Source organism: Achromobacter sp. FW305-C-30-7 (assembly GCF_058783105.1).
Map to the genome: position 1 here is coordinate 108,954 of NZ_JBYSYI010000012.1, position 17,275 is coordinate 126,228.

The following is a 17,275-nucleotide window of genomic DNA, read 5'->3' on the forward strand; positions in this document are numbered from 1 at the left end:
CTGTGCCTGCTGGTCGCGCTGCTGCTGCTGCTGCTGCTGTTGCTGACGCGCCTGCTGCTGTGCCTGTTGATCGCGTTGCTGTTGCTGACGCGCCTGCTGCTGTGCCTGTTGATCACGCTGCTGTTGCTGACGCGCCTGCTGCTGTGCCTGTTGATCACGCTGCTGTTGCTGACGCGCCTGCTGCTGGGCCTGTTGATCACGCTGCTGTTGCTGACGCGTCTGCTGCTGAGCCTGTTGATCGCGTTGCTGTTGCTCGCGTTGCTGTTGCTCGCGCACCTGTTGTGCCTGCGGCGGCTGTGGGCGGCCTTGCTGCCCGGGCGTCATATCGCGTCCGCGCTGCATATCCCCGCGGTCCGGGTTGTTGCGGTCGGCGCCACCACGGTTGTCGCGCCCGTTGTTATCCCGGCCGTCGCGACCATTCCCCGGACGCTGGCCTTCAGGCGGCCTGCCGTTGGATTGATGGTCCACGTACGCCTGGGGCGGACGGCCCTTGTTGTGGTCATAGAACTGCGCCCGGTTGTTGCCGGCGTCGCGCACATAGCCGCGCTGCGTGTCGGTCTGCTGGGAATGCCGGTCCTTGCGTGCGGCGAGTTCGCGCGGGTCCGCGTCGCGCCGGATGCCTGACGGGCCGCCGTGGTAGCTGACCCGGCGGTTGTCGACGTTGTTCACGACCACCGTGTGGTTGTAGACATTGGTCACGCGGGTGATGTTCACGTTCGTGACCGAGCGGTTGTAGTAGAAGCGGTCGCGTTTCCAGTAGCCGCCCACGTAGCCCAGGCCGGTGTAGCCGAAGCCGTAGTTGATGCCGCCATAGAAGCCCACGTGGGGGCCCCAGTAGCCCGCGTTCCACAGGTACACGCCGTTCACGAAGCCCCAGTATCCCGGTGTCCAGAGGGCGCCGGGATAGGGCGCCAGCACCCACGCGCCGGGGACCCAGAAGAAGCCGTAGCGATTGCGGCTCCAGTAGCCGGGTACCCACATATAGCCGTCTGCGGGCGCGGCCGGCTGCACATACACGGGCAGCGCAGGCGGCGGTTCGGGACTGCGGTCCACCAGCGCCAGATTGGCGTTGGCCGGATCGCCATCGTCATAGACGGGCGCGGCGGGCGCGGGCGGCGGCGCATAGGTCTGCGCCGTGGCGCTGGCACAGGCGGCCAGCATAACGGCCGCGGCCAGGGGGCGCGGGCGGAGGATCCGGGAGTAGATGTTCATGGTCTTTTCCTTTGCGCAATGGGCGCGCGGATCAATAGCCACGATAGTAGTAATGAGGGGCTGGATATGCCGGGTAGTAATAATGCGGCGTGTAATACACCGGCGCCGGACGGTAGTACGCCGGCCTTGCGGGTACGACCACGCATCCAGTCAAGGCGCTGGACATGGCCAGCATCAGCAACAGACTCTTCTTCATTTGCGACTCCTGCCGAGCGCCTGGCGTGGCTCACGCCTTTGTTGCGCTCGTCAGGATTAGGCCACAGGGCAGGCCCCGGGGTTCTGCACTGTAATCGTTCCGAAACAGCTTTCCGGTGACGGATGTTTGCGGCTGCGTGACCGTCGATGTCGTTCGTATCAATGTCCGCGCAAATGAAGAGGGGCCGCCTCGGCGACCCCTGTGTAGCGCGTATCGCCGTGTTACGGCTATCAGTTCCAGCGGCCGCCGTTGCCGGCGAGGCTGAAGCGGCCTGCGCCCATGAAGGCGATGGCCAGCGCGGTGAACAGGAACATGCCTTGCAGTTCCAGCGCCCAGCCGCCGTTGTTGGTCAGGCTGCTGATCTGGCCGGAGTGGGCCAGCAGGATCGCGACCAGCATGTTGATGGCAATCAGCAGGCCGCCCAGGCGGGTGTAGATGCCGACGATGAGCAGGACGGGAGCGAGGATTTCGCCGACGTAGGCGCCATAGGCGAGGAAACCGGGCAAGCCGTGCGAGGACAGCATCCCGCTGATGCCGCCGACGCCGCCGCCGGTCAGTTTGAACAGGCCATGCAGCAGAATCAGAATACCGAGGGTCAGGCGCAGGATCAGCTTGCCGGTGTCGTCGGATTTGATCATGGTGAGTTTCTCTTCTATTGGTTGAAAGGGGACCGCGGCCGTTGGAACAAGTTGCGAGCCGTTGGTTCCGCGCCCCGATGATCGCGGGCAGGGCGGCCGCCAGGGCAGGCCGCGCCATTATTGCAAAACCCGAGCGAAATCATCAAGTTTTTGTCGCCTGACGACACTCAGAACTCTTCCAGATAGCGCATGCGGAAGCGCCGACCCTTGATATTGCTGTTGGACAGGCGCGAGAACGCCTGTTGGGCGATCTGGCGGTCCAGCGCCACGTAGGAGTTGAACTCGGTGATGTTGATCTTGCCGACCTGCTCGAACGTCAGGCCGCCGTCGCCGGTCAGGGCGCCCAGCAGGTCGCCCGGACGCAGCTTGTCCTTCTTGCCGCCCTGGATGCACAGGGTGATCATGGGCGCGCGCAAGGGGCGGTCCGCCTTGGGCCGCAGCGTCTTGATGTCGCCCCACACGAGCGGCGCGCCCTGATATTGCTCGATCAGGTTGGCCCAGCGCATTTCCTCGGGCGAGCACAGGCTCAGCGCCAGCCCCTTTTGTTCGCCGCGGCCGCTGCGGCCGATACGGTGCACGTGGACCTCGGTGTCCTTGGTGACGTCGACGTTGATGACGGCTCCCAGGTTCTGGATGTCCAGGCCGCGCGCGGCCACGTCGGTGGCCACCAGCACGGCGCAGCTGCGGTTGGCGAACTGGATCAGGATCTCGTCGCGTTCGCGTTGTTCCAGGTCGCCGTTGAGCGCCTGGGCGCTGATGCCCTCGGCTTGCAGGCGTTCGACCAGGTCGTGGCTGCGGATCTTGGTGTTGCAGAAGGCCAGGGTGGACTCCGGACGGAAATGCGCCAGCAGGCGCGTCACCGCGTCGAGCCGGTCCTTGTCATCGATTTCGTAGAAGATCTGCTCGATGCGGCTGGCGTCGTGCTGCGCCTCGACCTTGACCTCGGCGGGATTGCGCAGGAAGCGGGCGCTGAGCTTGCGGATGTTGTCGGGATAGGTCGCCGAGAACAGCAGCGTCTGGCGCTTGGTGGGACAGTGCGAGGCAATGGCCACGATATCGTCATAGAAGCCCATATCGACCATGCGGTCGGCCTCGTCCAGCACCAGGGTGTTCAGACCCGACAGGTCCAGGCTGCCGCGTTCCAGGTGGTCCTGAATGCGTCCGGGTGTGCCCACCACCAGATGGGTGCCGCGCGCCAGCGATTCGGCCTGGGGACGGGCGGCGGCGCCGCCGCACAGGGTCAGGATCTTGACGTTGGCGATCTGGCGCGCCAGCCGCCGCAGTTCCTGCGCAACCTGGTCGGCCAGTTCGCGCGTGGGGCACACCAGCAGCGCCTGCGGCGTCAGGCGCGTGGGATCGAGCTTTTGCAGCACGCCCAGGCCGAAGGCCGCGGTCTTGCCGCTGCCGGTCTTGGCCTGCGCGATGAGGTCGCGGCCTTCCAGGATCAGCGGCAGACTTTGCGCCTGGATGGGCGTCATCTGCTCGAAACCCAGGCTCTTCAGATTGTCGAGCAGGGCGGGCAGCAGGGGCAGGGAGGTAAAGGAGGTGTCGGTCACGATAAGAGGGATAGTCGCTTTCTGCCCCCGGGGGGGGCGGCCCGGCGGCAAAGGAAAGGGGGCGGTTGCGTGAACCGCATACGCCCAAGAGTGTAATGCCTGCGGCCGATGGACCCTGAAACAAGAGCCGGGAATACGGCAGCCGGGAATGAGAGCCCCGGGTGGTGCGGAAACAGGCGCGGGGCGGCGTCAGGCCTCGGATTCGTAGGTGCCGGCCAGCGCGCGGGCGGCTTCCTGCATGCGCGGCAGCCAGGCTCGCGCACCGTCGATCGAAAGCCGCGCCACGGGCGCGTGCAAGGCGACCGCGGCAATGGCGCGTGTGCCATGCAGAATGGGCACCGCCATGCAGACGATCCCCAGCAGGAATTCTTCGCGGTCGAAGCTGGCGCCTTCCTTCTTGATGGTGCGCAGTTCCTGCTCCAGCGCGGCCACGTCGCACAGCGTGTTGGGCGTGTAGCGCGGCAGCGGCGCCGCGGCCAGCAGGCGCTGGCGCGCCTCGCGCCGCATATGGGCCAGGAACAACTTGCCGCTGGCCGAGCAGTGCAGTGGCACGCGCGAACCCGATTGCAGGTTGACCCGCAGCGGCCAGGCGGTTTCGACGCGGTCCAGGTAGATGACCTCGTCGCCGTCCAGCATGGTGCAGTTGCAGGTCTCGCCGATTTCGTCGACCAGGCTGTCCAGGATGCGGTGGCGCTCGCCGCGCAAGGGCGAGTTCAGCAGCGTGTCGCGCGCCAGCGCGCTCAGGCGCGGGCCGCTGACGTAGCTCTTGCCAGCGGGCTCGCGCAGCAGCATGCCGGCGTCGACCAGGCGCGACAGGATGCGCAGCACCGAGGGCTTGGGCAGGCCGGTGGCGTCCGTCAGCGCGGCCAACGATACCGGCTGCCCGGAGCGGGCCACCTGTTCCAGCAGGGTCAGCGCGCGCAGCGCTGCGGAGGATTCGTCTTTCATCTTTCAATAATTGAAGATTCGGCGGTTTGCCTCCCATCTTTGCACGGATTTTGCAGAAAATGGAACGCAGCGGGGTGTGAGCGGCGAGGTTTCTGCTGCAGTATCGGATCATGCCGGCCCAGATGCAATCCGACACCGCCGGCCTGCCAGGAGAGAGACCATGAGCAGCAAGCAACACATGACCCCTAGCGAAGCGTTTGTGGAAACGCTGGTCGCCCAGGGCGTCAAGGACGTATTCGGCATCGTCGGCTCGGCCTTCATGGACGCGCTGGACCTGTTTCCGGCGGCGGGCATCCGCTTCGTTCCCACGGTGCACGAACAGGGCGCCGCGCACATGGCCGACGGCTATTCGCGCGTGACCGGCCGTCACGGTGTCTGCATCGCGCAGAACGGCCCGGGCATCACCAATTTCGTGACCGGCGTAGCGGCCGCCTATTGGGCGCACAGCCCGGTGGTGGCGATCACGCCCGAAACCGGCACCGCGGGCATGGGGCTGGGGGGCTTCCAGGAAACCGAACAGCTGCCCATTTTCTCGCGCATCACCAAGTACCAGGCGCACGTGAATCGGCCTGACCGCATGGCCGAGTTCACCGCCAAGGCTTTCGACAACGCGCTGGCCGAGCGCGGCCCTACGCAGCTGAACATTCCGCGCGACTACTTCTATGGCGAGATCGACGTGGCCATCCCCGAGCCGCGCCGCATCCGCCGCGGTCCGGGCTCGGAAGAGGATCTGGAGGCGGCAGCGCAGATGCTGGCGCAAGCCAAGTTCCCCGTCATCGTGGCGGGCGGCGGCGTGCTGTTCTCGGAGGGCCAGGCCGAATGCGTGGCCTTGGCCGAATTGCTGGGCGCGCCGGTGGTCACCAGCTACCTGCACAACGACGCCTTCCCGGCCAGCCATCCGCTGTGGTGCGGCCCGCTCGGCTACCAGGGCGCCAAGGCCGGCATGAAGCTGCTGTCGCAGGCCGACGTGGTGCTGGCGCTGGGTACGCGCCTCGGACCCTTCGGTACTTTGCCGCAGCACGGGCTGGACTACTGGCCGCAGGGCGCGCGCATCATCCAGGTGGACGCCGACCACCGCATGCTGGGCCTGGTGCGCCCGGTGTCGGTCGGCATCTGCGGCGATGCCAAGCCCGCTGCGGCGGCGCTGGCCGCCAAGCTGCAAGGGCGCGAGGTCGCCTGCGCCGCCACCAAGGCGGGACGCGGCGAACAGATCGCGGCGCAGAAGGCCGAATGGGAGAAGGAACTGGACAGCTGGTCGCATGAACGCGACGACTGGAGCCTGGACATCATCGAGCACGGCGGCGGCCGCATGCATCCGCGCCGCATGCTGCGCGAGCTGGAACGCGCCATGCCCAAGCACGTGATGGTGTCCACCGACATCGGCAATATCTGCTCGGTGTCCAACAGCTACCTGCGCTTCGACGAGCCGGATTCCATGCTGGCCGCCATGAGCTTCGGCAATTGCGGCTACGCCTTGCCGGCGTTGATCGGCGCCAAGCTGGGCAGGCCCGACCGGCCGGCCGTGGCCTACGTCGGCGACGGCGCCTGGTGCATGAGCTTCCAGGAACTGCTGACTTGCGTGCGCGAGAAGATACCGGTGACCGCGGTGGTGTTCCATAACGGCCAATGGGGCGCGGAAAAGAAGAACCAGGTGGACTTCTACGGCCGCCGCTTCGTCGGCAGCAACCTGCTGAACCCGAACTTCGCCGAACTGGCGCGGGCCATGGGCGCGGAAGGCATACGGGTGGAGCACGCCGACCAGGTGGGCGCCGCTCTGCAGGCCGCCTGCAAGGCCCAGTCCGAAGGCAAGACCACCGTGCTGGAGATGATGGTCAGCCAGGAACTGGGCGACCCGTTCCGCCGCGACGCCCTCAAGCAGCCGGTGCGCTTCCTGGACAAGTACAAGCAGTACGTGAACCAGCCGTTCCATCCGGGCGAGGTGCCGTTGTCGATCGATCCCGCCAAGCGCTGACCGCGTAGCGTTCGTCCGGCGCGGCGGCGGCCACGCCGGACTTCTCCCGCCAGGCGCCGCGGACTCCGCGGCAGGAGCAGACCGAAATGGAAAGTGATAGCTTGTTCGAGCCGCTGCGCAATGCCGCGCTGTCAGCCGGACGCTTGCGTACCGCGGTAGCGTATCCCTTGTGTCCGACCAGCCTGGGCGCGGCTGTGCAAGCGCGCGACGCGGGCTATATCGAACCGGTGCTGGTCGGCCCGGCGGACAGGTTGCGGGCCTTGATGGCGGAGTTGGGGCTGCGCGCAGGCGAACTGGAAGTGTTCGACACGCCCGACGACGAAGTGCAGGCTGCGCGCGCCGCGGCAGCGCTGGCGCGCGACGGCGCCGTGCGCATGCTGATGAAGGGCAGCCTGCATACCGACCACTTCATGGCGGCCGTGGTGGCGCGCGATGCCGGCCTGCGCACCGACAGGCGCATCAGCCATGCCTTCGTGATGGCGGTGGCGGCCTATCCCAAGCTCTTCATCCTGACCGACGCGGCCGTCAACATCGCGCCGACCCTGCAGGAAAAGGCCGATATCGCGCAGAACGCCATCGACCTGGCGCGCGCGCTGGGCGTGGAACGGCCCAAGCTCGCGGTGCTGTGCGCCACCGAGTCCGTCAATCCTGCCATGCCCGCCACGCTGGATGCGGCGGCCCTGTCGAAGATGGCGGACCGCCAGCAGATCCGCGGCGGCGATATCGACGGCCCGCTGGCCTTCGACAACGCCATCTCGCGCGAGGCGGCCGACCAGAAGGGCATCGTGTCGCGTGTGGCGGGCGATGCCGACATCCTGCTGGTGCCCGATATCGAGGCCGGCAACATGCTCTACAAGGAACTGACCTGGCTGGCCGGCGCCGGCACGGCCGGGCTGGTGCTGGGCACGCGCGTGCCCGTGCTGCTGACCAGCCGCTCCGATTCCATGCAAGCCCGCGTCAACAGCTGCGCGGTGGCCTCGTTGTATGCGCGGGCGCGGGCCGTCTGAATTCCGGCCGTCGACGCGACTGGCTCCAAAAAGTCCGGCGGTTTGGTACTAAGCCTGGACCCTCAGGCTGGATACGCTACCCCCAAGGCCATCCGTTGAATGGTTCGCGACACACAAGATCAAGGGGTAGAACATGCGCAGCGCAAAAAAATGCCTGACCACGATTCTGACGGCGCTGGCCCTGGCGGGCGGAGCCATGGCCGCGGACGCGCCCAAGCCGGGCGGCACGCTGGTGATCGGTTCGACGCAAGTGCCGCGTCACCTGAACGGCGCGGTGCAGTCGGGCATCGCCACCGCCTTGCCCAGCACCCAGCTGTTCGCCAGCCTGCTGCGCTATGACGCCGATTGGAAGCCGCAACCTTATCTGGCGCAGTCCTGGGAATTGGCGCCGGACGGCAAGTCGCTGACCCTGCATCTGCGCAAGGACGCGCTGTTCCATGACGGCAAGCCGGTGACCTCGGCCGACGTGGCGTTCTCCATCATGGCGGTCAAGAAGAACCACCCGTTCCAGACCATGTTCGCGCCGGTGGAGGCCGTGGACACGCCGGACCCCTACACGGTGGTGTTGCGAATGAACAAGCCGCATCCGGCCATCCTGCTGGCGCTGTCGCCGGCCTTGATGCCGGTGTTGCCCAAACACATCTATGACGACGGCCAGGACCTGAAGAACCATCCGCGCAACTCGGCCGACGTGGTCGGGTCGGGTCCGTTCAAGTTCAAGGAGTTCAAGCCCGGCCAGGAAATCGTGCTGGAGAAATTCGACAAATTCTTCCTGCCCGGCAAGCCCTACCTGGACCGGATCGTGGTGAAGATCAATCCGGACGCCACCAATTTGCTGATCGGATTGGAACGTGGCGACATCGGCGTGTTGCCGTTCATGACCGAGCCCACCATCCTGCGGCGCGCCAAGGACAATCCCGCCACCGTCATGACCAGCAAGGGCTACGAAGGCATAGGCGCGCTGAGCTGGCTGGCCTTCAACACTGCGCGCAAGCCGCTGAACGACGTGCGGGTGCGGCAGGCCATCGCCTACGCCACCGACAAGGGTTTCATCACCAAGGCGCTGAACGCCGGCTTCGCCAAGCCTGCCGACGGTCCCATCATTGGCACCAGTCCGTTCGCCACGCAGGACGTCGCCAAGTATCCGCTGGACCTGAAGAAGTCCGAACAGCTGCTGGAAGAAGCGGGCTTCAAAAAGGACGCCAAGGGCGAACGCCTGTCGCTGACCGTGGACTACATGCCGGGTTCCGACGTGCAGGGCAAGAACGTGGCGGAGTACTTGCGTAGCCAGCTGAAGAAGGTTGGCATCGCGGTGCAGGTGCGCGCCTCGCCGGACTTCCCGACCTGGGCCAAGCGCATCGCCAGCAAGGATTTCGACATGACCACCGACATCGTCTTCAACTGGGGCGATCCGGTGATCGGCGTGCACCGCACCTATCTGTCCAGCAACATCCGCGACATCATCTGGACCAATACGCAGTCCTACGCAAATCCCAAGGTGGACGAGCTGTTGGAACAGGCTGGCACGGAGACCGACGCCGACAAGCGCCGCGCGCTGTATGCCGAATTCCAGCGCCTGGTCACCGCGGACGTACCCATCGACTTCCTCACGGTCATTCCGTACCACACCTTGTCCTCGAAGAAGGTGCACGGCTTGCCGGACGGGATCTGGGGCGTCATCTCGCCCATGGACGATACCTACTTGCAGTAAGGGGGAGCCGCCATGACGCGCTATCTCCTGCGTCGGCTGGCCTATGCGCTGGTGCTGCTGCTGGCCGTGGTGACGCTGAACTTCCTGCTGATCCACATCTCGCCGGGCGATCCGGTCGAGACCATCGCGGGCTCCATGGGCGGCATCAGCGAAGAACTGCGGGCGCAGTTGCGCACGCAGTACGGGCTGGATAAACCCTTCCTGACGCAGCTGGGCATCTACCTGATGCAGGTGCTGCGCGGCGACCTGGGCTATTCCTACTTCTTCAACGTGCCGGTGGCGCAGCTGATCTGGGACCGCGTGCCGGCCACGCTGCTGCTGGTGGTGACTTCGGTGCTGAGCGCCTTCCTGGCGGGCACGCTGCTGGGCACGCTGGCCGCGCGCAAACCCAATGGGCCGCTGTCGCAAGGCATCACGCTGCTGTCGGTGGTGGGCTATTCCGCGCCGGTGTTCTGGACCGGCATCATCCTCATCATCCTGTTCGCCTCGGTGTTGCCGATCTTTCCCGTGTCCGACATGCGCTCTGCCGGCGGCCCGCAGGACGGCTGGGCCGGCGTACTGGACGTGCTGCACCACCTGGTGTTGCCGGCCTTCACCTTGGCGTTTGTCTACCTGGCGCAGTACAGCCGGCTGGCGCGCGCCAGCGTCATGGAGGCCCTGTCGGCCGACTATATCCGCACCGCGCGCGCCAAGGGCCTGCCGGAACGCACCGTGCTGTACAAGCACGCGCTGCGCAACGGCGTGTTGCCGGTGGTGACCATGCTGGGCCTGCAGTTCGGCAATGTGCTGGCGGGCGCGATCCTGGTCGAGACGGTCTTCAACTGGCCGGGGCTGGGCCGGCTGGCATTCGACTCCGTGCTCAGGCGCGACTATCCCACGCTGCTGGGCATCCTGCTGTTCGCTTCGCTGCTGGTGGTGGTGATGAATCAGCTTACCGATCTGGCCTACCGCCTGATCGATCCCAGGATCAAGACCTCATGAGCCAGACTCCTTCCGCCGTTCCCGTTGCCGCCTTGCAGGCCCAGGCGGCGCGGCCGCCGGCCCGCCCGTCCTACGAGGCCCTACGGGTGTTTGCGCGCAATCCCTCGGCGCTGGCCGGCGTGCTGCTGCTGGCCGTCATCCTGGCGGTGACGATCTTCGGCCCCATGGTCATGCAGGCGGACCCGTTCGAGATCGCCGGCGCGCCGATGACGCCGCCGGGCGCGGACGCCTTGATGGGCACGGACTACCTGGGCCGCGACGTGCTGACCGGCATGGTCTACGGCGGCCGCGCCACGCTGCTGGTGGGCGTGGTGGCGGCGGTGCTGTCCATGGCCATCGGGCTGACGGTGGGGGCGCTGGCGGGCTACTACGGCGGCTGGATCGACGAAACCCTGATGCGCATCACCGAGTTCTTCCAGGTGCTGCCCACCTTGCTGTTCGCCATGGTGCTGGTGACGCTGTTCTCGCCTTCGCTCGTGACTATCGCGGTGGCGATCGGCGTGGTCAGCTGGACAGGCACGGCGCGGCTGGCGCGCGGCGAATTCCTGCGCCTGAAGCGCCGCGAGTACGTGCTGGCGGAACGAGTGATAGGCGCGGGCGACGCCCGCATCATCTGGCGGGTGATCCTGCCCAATGCCTTGGCGCCGCTGATCGTGTCCGCGACGCTGGCGATAGGCATGGCCATCCTGTTCGAGGCCGGCCTGTCGTTCCTGGGCCTGGGCGATCCCAACATCATGAGCTGGGGCCTGATGATAGGCAGCAACCGCCCCTACATCCTGACCGCGTGGTGGGCCGTGACTCTGCCGGGCGCCGCCATCTTCGTGACTGTGCTGGCTGTCAGCCTGATCGGCGACGGTCTGAACGATGCGTTGAATCCCAACTCGCGGGGGCGGGCATGAACGCCCCGGTGCTGGAAGTGGATAGCCTGAGCCTGGAGTTCCAGGCGCGCGGGCGCGCGGCCGAGGTGCTGAGCGCGGTGAGCTTCGCCCTGAACCCTGGCGAGACCCTGTGCCTGGTGGGCGAATCCGGCTGCGGCAAGAGCATGACGGCGCTGGCCATCATGCGGCTGATTCCCGCGCCGGGGCGCATAGGCGGGGGCAGCGTGCGCCTGCGTGGCGATGACCTGGCCGGCCATGACGAAGAGGCCATGCGCCGGGTGCGCGGCAACAAGATATCAATGATCTTCCAGGAGCCCATGACGGCGCTCAATCCCGTGTACACGGTCGGCGACCAGATCGCGGAGCCCTTGCGCCTGCATCAGGGCCTGAGCAAGAGCCAGGCCCGTGAGCGCGCCATCGACATGCTGAAGTCGGTGGGTATCCCCTTGCCCGAGCGGCGCGTGGACGACTATCCGCACCAGATGTCCGGCGGCATGCGGCAGCGCGTGATGATCGCGATCGCGCTGGCCTGCGATCCGGACGTGCTGATCGCCGACGAGCCCACCACCGCGCTGGACGTGACGGTGCAGGCGCAGATCTTCGACCTGCTGCGCGAGCAACAGGCCCGGCGCGGCACCGCGGTGCTGCTGATCACGCACGACATGGGCGCGGTGTCGGAAATGGCGGACCGCGTGGTGGTCATGTACGGCGGGCGGGTAGTGGAGCAGGGCGGCGTGCGCGAAATCCTGGCGCAGCCGCGCCATCCCTATACCCAGGGCTTGATCGCCTGTCTGCCGGAACTGGACCGCGAGCCCGACGACATCCGCCCGGACCTGCCGGAGATTCCCGGCGTGGTGCCTTCGATCTGGGAGCGCGGCGCGGGCTGTCCGTTCATGGAGCGCTGTGGGCAGGCCATGGCCCGTTGCCGCGACGCATTTCCACCGTTGGTCCAAGTGGGCGAGGGCCAGGAAGTGGCCTGTTGGCTGTATCCGGAGGCCGCGCGATGACGTCACCGCAATCTCCCGCCTTGCTGTCCGTGCGCGATCTTGCCGTGCATTTCCCCATTGGCGGACGCGGACGCGATGGCAAGCCCGTCGTCGTGAAGGCCGTGGACGGCGTGTCCTTCGAGCTGCAGCGCGGCCGCACCCTGGCGATCGTGGGCGAGTCCGGGTCGGGCAAGACCACTACCGCCTTGTCGGTGCTGCGCCTGGCGGATCCGACCGCGGGTTCCATCCATTTCGACGGCACCGACATGACGGCGTTGAGCGGTTCGGCCCTGCGCCGCATGCGCCGCCGCGTGCAGCTGGTGTTCCAGGATCCGTATTCCTCTCTCAATCCGCGCCAGCGCGCGGGCGATATCGTGCGGTCGCCGCTGGACCTGATGGGCATCGATCCGCCGGGCGGACGCGAGGCACGGGTGGCCCGCATGTTCGAACTGGTGGGCTTGCGGCCGGAACAGCGGCAGCTGTTTCCGCATCAGTTCTCCGGCGGACAGCGGCAGCGGCTGAACGTGGCCAGGGCCCTGGCCAGCGCGCCGGATCTGATCGTCTGCGACGAACCGGTGTCCGCCCTGGACATCGCCATTCGCGCGCAGATCCTGAACCTGCTGCGGCGCATCCAGCGCGAGCAGGGGCAGTCATTCCTGTTTATCTCGCACGACATGGCGGTGGTGGAGCACATCTGCGACGACATCGCCGTCATGTATCTGGGCAAGATCATCGAGCAGGCCTCGCGCAACGCTTTCTTCACGCGTCCCTTGCATCCCTACAGCGTCGCACTGATGTCGGCGGTGCCAACCGTGAAAGGCGGGCGCGAACTTGCCGCCCGCCGGGTGCGGCTGGCGGGGGATCCGCCTAGCCCGGTCGATCCGCCGCCCGGCTGCCGCTTCGCCGGCCGTTGCCCGGCCGCGCAGTCGCTCTGCACCACGCGCGAGCCCGCTCTGCGCGAAGTCGCGCCAGGCCACCGCGTGGCCTGCCATTTCGTCGACTCCCGCGATGGCGTCCTGGTGTCGCCGCTGCAGGGATGAATCCACCCTCCGATAGAAGGACAGACCGATGAGCCAGACCCGCGCCCGAACCACCATCTATGCCGCGCGCAGCATCCTGACCATGAATCCGATGCAGCCGCGCGCCACCCATGTGGCGGTGCGCGAAGGCCGCATCCTGGGCGTGGGCAGCCGCGAAGACCTGGCGGGCTGGGGCCCCGCCGACCTCGACGAGCGCTATGCGGACAAGGTGCTCATGCCCGGCCTGGTGGAAGGGCATTGCCACCTGCCGGAAGGCGGCATGTGGAAGTTCGTGTACGTGGGTTATTACGACCGGCGCGGGCCGGACGGCCGGCTTTGGGAAGGCCTGAAGAGCTTCGACGCGGTGGCTGCCCGGCTGAGCGAGGCCGAGCGTGCCTTACCAGCCGGCGAAACGCTGATCGGCTGGGGCTTCGATCCGATCTTCTTCGACGGCGCGCGCATGCGTGTGCAGGACCTGGACGCCGTTTCCGCCGAGCGGCCCGTGGTGGTGATGCACGCCAGCATGCACCTGATGAACGTGAATACTCCGATGCTGGCGCGTGCCGGCATCGACCGCGACACCGATATCGAAGGCATTACCCGCATGGACGATGGGCGCCCCAGCGGCGAGCTCTGCGAATTCGCGGCCATGTTTCCCGTCATGCGCCTGATCGGCAGCCCGTTCCGCACCGTGGGCGTGTCGGAAGAGGGCCTGCGCATGTTCGGCAAGGTGGCGCAGTGGGCAGGCGTCACGACCGCCACGGACCTGGTCAACGAGCTGGGCGAGGAGGGCCTGGCGACGCTGGCGCGCATCACCTCTGAACCGGACTATCCGGTGCGCATCGTGCCCGCCGCGTCCGCGCTGACGTATGCGGGCGATCCGGCGCGCTGCCTGGCCAAGTTGGAGGATGCCCGGCGGCTCAACAACGACAAGCTGCATCTGGGCATGGTCAAGCTGGTTGTGGACGGCTCGATCCAGGGCTTTACGGCCAGGCTGCGCTGGCCGGGCTACTACAACGGCGCGCCCAACGGCATCTGGGTGATCGCGCCGGCCGAACTGGACGCCATGGTCCAGACGTATCACGATGCCGGCGTGCAGCTGCACATCCACACCAATGGCGATGAAGCCACCGAGCTTGCCATCGACGCCGTCGACCGCGCCCTGCGCCGCAGTCCGCGCCGGGACCACCGCCATACCTTGCAGCATTGCCAGATGGCCGACGCGGCGCAATTTCGGCGCATGGCCAGCCTGGGCATGTGTGCCAATCTTTTCGCCAACCACATCTTTTACTGGGGCGATGCACACCATGCCCTGACCATGGGGCCGGACCGCGCCAAGCGCATGGACGCTTGCGCCTCGGCGGCGCGCGCCGGCGTGCCGTTCTCCATCCACTCGGACGCGCCCATCACGCCGCTGGGGCCGCTGTTCACGGCCTGGTGCGCGGTCAATCGCCAGACTTCCTCGGGCAAGGTGCTGGGCGAATCCGAGCGCATCGACGTGGAGGCGGCCCTGCATGCCGTGACGCTGGGCGCGGCCTACACCCTGCATCTGGACCATCTGGTGGGTTCCATCGAGATCGGCAAGCATGCCGATTTCTGCGTGCTGCAGGACGATCCGCTGGAGGTCGCGCCGGAGCAGCTGAAGGATGTGCGCGTGCTGGGCACGGTCATCGGCGGCAGGCCGCTGGCGCTGCGGGAGGCCTGAGATGGCGCCGTTGGGCGGAGCGCGCATCGCGCTGACCGTTGTGGGCGGGTTTCTGGGCGCGGGCAAGACGACCTTGCTCAATCATGTGCTATCCACCACTCGCCGCCGCGCGGCGGTCCTGGTCAATGACTTCGGGCCGGTGGACATCGACGCCGGACTGATCGCGCAGCGCAACGACCAGGTGATCAGGCTGGCCAACGGCTGTGTCTGCTGCTCGATGGCAGGCGGCCTGGACGACGCCTTGGCGCGCGTCCTGGCGCTGGACCCCTTGCCCGAATGGATCGTGATCGAAGCCAGCGGCGTGTCGGATCCAGGCCGCATCGCGCAGGTCGGCATGGCCGATCCCATGCTGCAGCTGGAGGGCGTGGTGGTCCTGGCCGACGCCGCGAACGTGCGCGCGCTGGCGGCGGATCCCCTGTTGGCCGATACGCTGGAACGCCAGCTCAAGGCCGCGGATCTGCTGGTGCTGAACAAGACCGACCTCGCGTCCGCCGAGGAATTGCCGGCGCTGCGCCAGTGGCTGCATGCGGCGACGCGCGGGGCCGCGATGGTCGAGGCGCGGGAAGGGCGCGTGGATCTGCGTCACCTGCTGGGCGAGGGCGAGATGCACGGTCTCGCGCGTGCATGCGCCAGCGGCGCTTGCGGACATCCGGGACACATCCACCCCGCAACGTCCGATGAGCCCGACCACCCTTTCCAGAGCTGGCTATGGCGCGCGCCTGCGCTGCTCGACGCCGACAGGTTCGCCAACAGGCTGCGCGAGGCGCCCAGGCAGCTGCTGCGCGCCAAGGGCTGGGTGCGTACCGACCGGCATGGCCTGGTGCTGGTCCAACTGGCCGGGCGGCGGGTGCGGTACGACACGCAGGCCAGGCCGCCGGCCGATCTGGACGCGCCGTCGCTGGTGCTTATTGGCCTGCGCGGCGCCATCGACCCTGCCAACATGGACGCCTGGCTCGCGCAAGCGTCGGCCTGAAGGAGTGCCCCAGAGAGACATGAATTAATTGGATTACCTGTTCATATCTTTGTGATTGATTGATTCGATGTGGCCGGGAGAATGCGCCGGGGACTTGCCGGCGTTTCCTACGGCGACCTATCGACCCAATCAGTCTACAAAGGAGTGAATCATGACAGGTACTACCAACGGCGCGCGCAAGGCCGCCATCGTATTCGGCGGTTCGCGCGGCATTGGCGCCGCCATTGCGCGGCGGCTGGCTGCTGACGGCGCGGACGTGGCGTTCACCTACGTCTCGGCCCCCGAGCGGGCGCGGGAAACCGCCGCCGCGATCGAGGCGAGCGGGGCGAAGGCGCTGGCCATCCATGCCGACAGCGCGAATGCGGAGGCGATCCGGCAGGCCGTCGCGCAGGCGGTCGAGCGTTTCGGGCGGCTTGACGTCGTGGTGGTCAACGCCGGCATCATGAAGCTGGGCGGGGTGGCCGACGTGAGCCTGGCGGATCTTGACCAGATGCTGGCCATTAACGTGCGAGGCGTGTTCCTGGCCATCCAGGCAGGCGTTGCGCACCTCGCGCACGGCGGCCGCATCGTCACGATCGGCAGCAATGTGGCCGTGCGCATCGGGGGCCCGGCCGCGAGCGTCTATTCGATGACGAAGGCCGCGGTGGCCACGATGGTCAAGGGCATCGCCATCGACTTGGCGCCGCGCGGGATCACCATTAACAACGTGCAGCCGGGACCCACCGAGACCGAATTGGCGGCCCCTTATCTCGACATGGTCCGTCCGATGATTCCGCTGCAGCGGACGGGCAGCGCCGACGAAATCGCAGGGCTGGTCGCATGGCTCGCGAGCGCCGAATCGGGATACATGACGGGGTCGAGCCTGACGATCGACGGCGGGATGGTGCTGTAGCGCCGACAGGCGCGGGAGGCGGCATCGATCTTGCCGGGATCGACGCCCGGCTGACGCCGGCCGCCGCACGAGCGCCAGCCCCCCCCGTCTGGTGCAAGCGATTTCCCGCTTCTGGTTCTAGACCCTGCACGGGGGCTCACTTACCTTTGATCTGAATGCTGGCGCGCGTCGCGCCGGCGTCTATCGGAGGTATGCAATGCAGAAGACCGTCACCGCCGACATGCTGGCCGAATTCGCGGCGGCCTGGAACCGCCACGATATCGACGCCCTGATGTCCTTTATGAGCGAGGACTGCGTGTTCGAGACCGTGGCCGGCCCCGAGCGATGGGGCGCGCGCCATGAAGGGCGCGACGCGGTGCGCGCGGCCTTCGCCGCGGCCTGGGCGAACTTCCCCGATGCGCAGTGGCAGAACGCCACGCATTGGGTCGCGGGCGACCGCGGCGTATCCCAGTCCACTTTTACAGGCACCGCCGCCGACGGCTCCCGCGTGGAGGCGGACATGGTGGACGTGTTCACCTTCCACGACGGCAAGATCCGCGTGAAGAACGCTTACCGCAAGCAGCGCCCGGCCTTGCCGGCGCGCGGCTGAGGACGCCTTTCG

At 67.1% G+C, this 17,275-nt stretch carries 15 protein-coding genes and 1 pseudogene; 11 read left to right on the forward strand and 5 right to left on the reverse strand.

What is annotated here, in order from left to right; genetic code table 11:
* From AC3WOB_RS28365 to AC3WOB_RS28385, 5 genes are all read right to left on the reverse strand, one after another.
* On the reverse strand, positions 1 to 1,212 hold a 1,212-nt coding region (locus AC3WOB_RS28365), incomplete at its 3' end, for an adenylate cyclase (RefSeq protein ID WP_492276862.1).
* 31 nt (positions 1,213 to 1,243) lie between these two features.
* Positions 1,244 to 1,408 carry a hypothetical protein gene (locus tag AC3WOB_RS28370; RefSeq protein WP_013393510.1) on the reverse strand — a complete coding sequence of 55 codons (165 nt, stop codon included), beginning with the start codon at positions 1,406 to 1,408 and terminating at the stop codon, positions 1,244 to 1,246.
* A gap of 230 nt (positions 1,409 to 1,638) precedes the next feature.
* Entirely contained in the window at positions 1,639 to 2,046 is a 408-nt protein-coding gene (locus tag AC3WOB_RS28375; protein ID WP_492276863.1) for a DoxX family protein, read from the reverse strand.
* Positions 2,047 to 2,213: 167 nt separating this feature from the next.
* Entirely contained in the window at positions 2,214 to 3,602 is a 1,389-nt protein-coding gene (gene dbpA / locus AC3WOB_RS28380) for an ATP-dependent RNA helicase DbpA (protein WP_492276864.1), read from the reverse strand.
* Between the two features lie 189 nt (positions 3,603 to 3,791).
* Positions 3,792 to 4,550 carry an IclR family transcriptional regulator gene (locus AC3WOB_RS28385; RefSeq protein WP_013393513.1) on the reverse strand — a complete coding sequence of 253 codons (759 nt, stop codon included), beginning with the start codon at positions 4,548 to 4,550 and terminating at the stop codon, positions 3,792 to 3,794.
* A 160-nt stretch (positions 4,551 to 4,710) separates the two neighbouring features.
* Between AC3WOB_RS28385 and xsc the strand changes: the two genes are divergently transcribed.
* The 11 genes and pseudogenes from xsc to AC3WOB_RS28440 all read left to right on the forward strand — a co-directional run bounded on the left by xsc (position 4,711) and on the right by AC3WOB_RS28440 (position 17,263).
* On the forward strand, positions 4,711 to 6,522 hold the full coding sequence (gene xsc, locus AC3WOB_RS28390) for a sulfoacetaldehyde acetyltransferase (protein ID WP_492276865.1): 1,812 nt from the start codon (positions 4,711 to 4,713) through the stop codon (positions 6,520 to 6,522).
* Between the two features lie 53 nt (positions 6,523 to 6,575).
* Positions 6,576 to 7,529 (forward strand): annotated as a pseudogene (locus tag AC3WOB_RS28395) (bifunctional enoyl-CoA hydratase/phosphate acetyltransferase); the annotation flags it as partial.
* A 133-nt stretch (positions 7,530 to 7,662) separates the two neighbouring features.
* Entirely contained in the window at positions 7,663 to 9,240 is a 1,578-nt protein-coding gene (locus AC3WOB_RS28400; RefSeq protein ID WP_492276866.1) for an ABC transporter substrate-binding protein, read from the forward strand.
* A 12-nt stretch (positions 9,241 to 9,252) separates the two neighbouring features.
* A complete protein-coding gene (locus AC3WOB_RS28405; RefSeq protein ID WP_013393517.1) occupies positions 9,253 to 10,221 on the forward strand; it encodes an ABC transporter permease in 969 nt (322 codons plus the stop codon).
* Complete coding sequence (locus tag AC3WOB_RS28410; RefSeq protein WP_013393518.1) at positions 10,218 to 11,120, forward strand: ABC transporter permease; 903 nt, start codon at positions 10,218 to 10,220, stop codon at positions 11,118 to 11,120. Before AC3WOB_RS28405 ends, AC3WOB_RS28410 begins: the two co-directional genes overlap by 4 nt.
* Positions 11,117 to 12,106 carry an ABC transporter ATP-binding protein gene (locus AC3WOB_RS28415; RefSeq protein WP_013393519.1) on the forward strand — a complete coding sequence of 330 codons (990 nt, stop codon included), beginning with the start codon at positions 11,117 to 11,119 and terminating at the stop codon, positions 12,104 to 12,106. Before AC3WOB_RS28410 ends, AC3WOB_RS28415 begins: the two co-directional genes overlap by 4 nt.
* Positions 12,103 to 13,125, forward strand: a complete 1,023-nt coding sequence (locus tag AC3WOB_RS28420) for an ABC transporter ATP-binding protein (RefSeq protein WP_013393520.1) — start codon at positions 12,103 to 12,105, stop codon at positions 13,123 to 13,125. The genes AC3WOB_RS28415 and AC3WOB_RS28420 overlap by 4 nt, the downstream gene beginning before the upstream one ends.
* Positions 13,126 to 13,153: 28 nt before the next feature.
* Positions 13,154 to 14,809, forward strand: coding sequence for an amidohydrolase (locus AC3WOB_RS28425; RefSeq protein WP_013393521.1), 1,656 nt, complete (start codon positions 13,154 to 13,156; stop codon positions 14,807 to 14,809).
* A gap of 1 nt (position 14,810) precedes the next feature.
* A complete protein-coding gene (locus AC3WOB_RS28430) occupies positions 14,811 to 15,782 on the forward strand; it encodes a CobW family GTP-binding protein (RefSeq protein ID WP_013393522.1) in 972 nt (323 codons plus the stop codon).
* A 151-nt stretch (positions 15,783 to 15,933) separates the two neighbouring features.
* Positions 15,934 to 16,674: an SDR family NAD(P)-dependent oxidoreductase gene (locus AC3WOB_RS28435; RefSeq protein ID WP_013393523.1), complete on the forward strand. Its 741-nt coding sequence runs from the start codon at positions 15,934 to 15,936 to the stop codon at positions 16,672 to 16,674.
* Between the two features lie 196 nt (positions 16,675 to 16,870).
* Positions 16,871 to 17,263 (forward strand): nuclear transport factor 2 family protein, encoded by a 393-nt coding sequence (locus tag AC3WOB_RS28440; protein ID WP_013393524.1) that lies wholly within the window; start codon positions 16,871 to 16,873, stop codon positions 17,261 to 17,263.
* Positions 17,264 to 17,275: the final 12 nt, after the last annotated feature.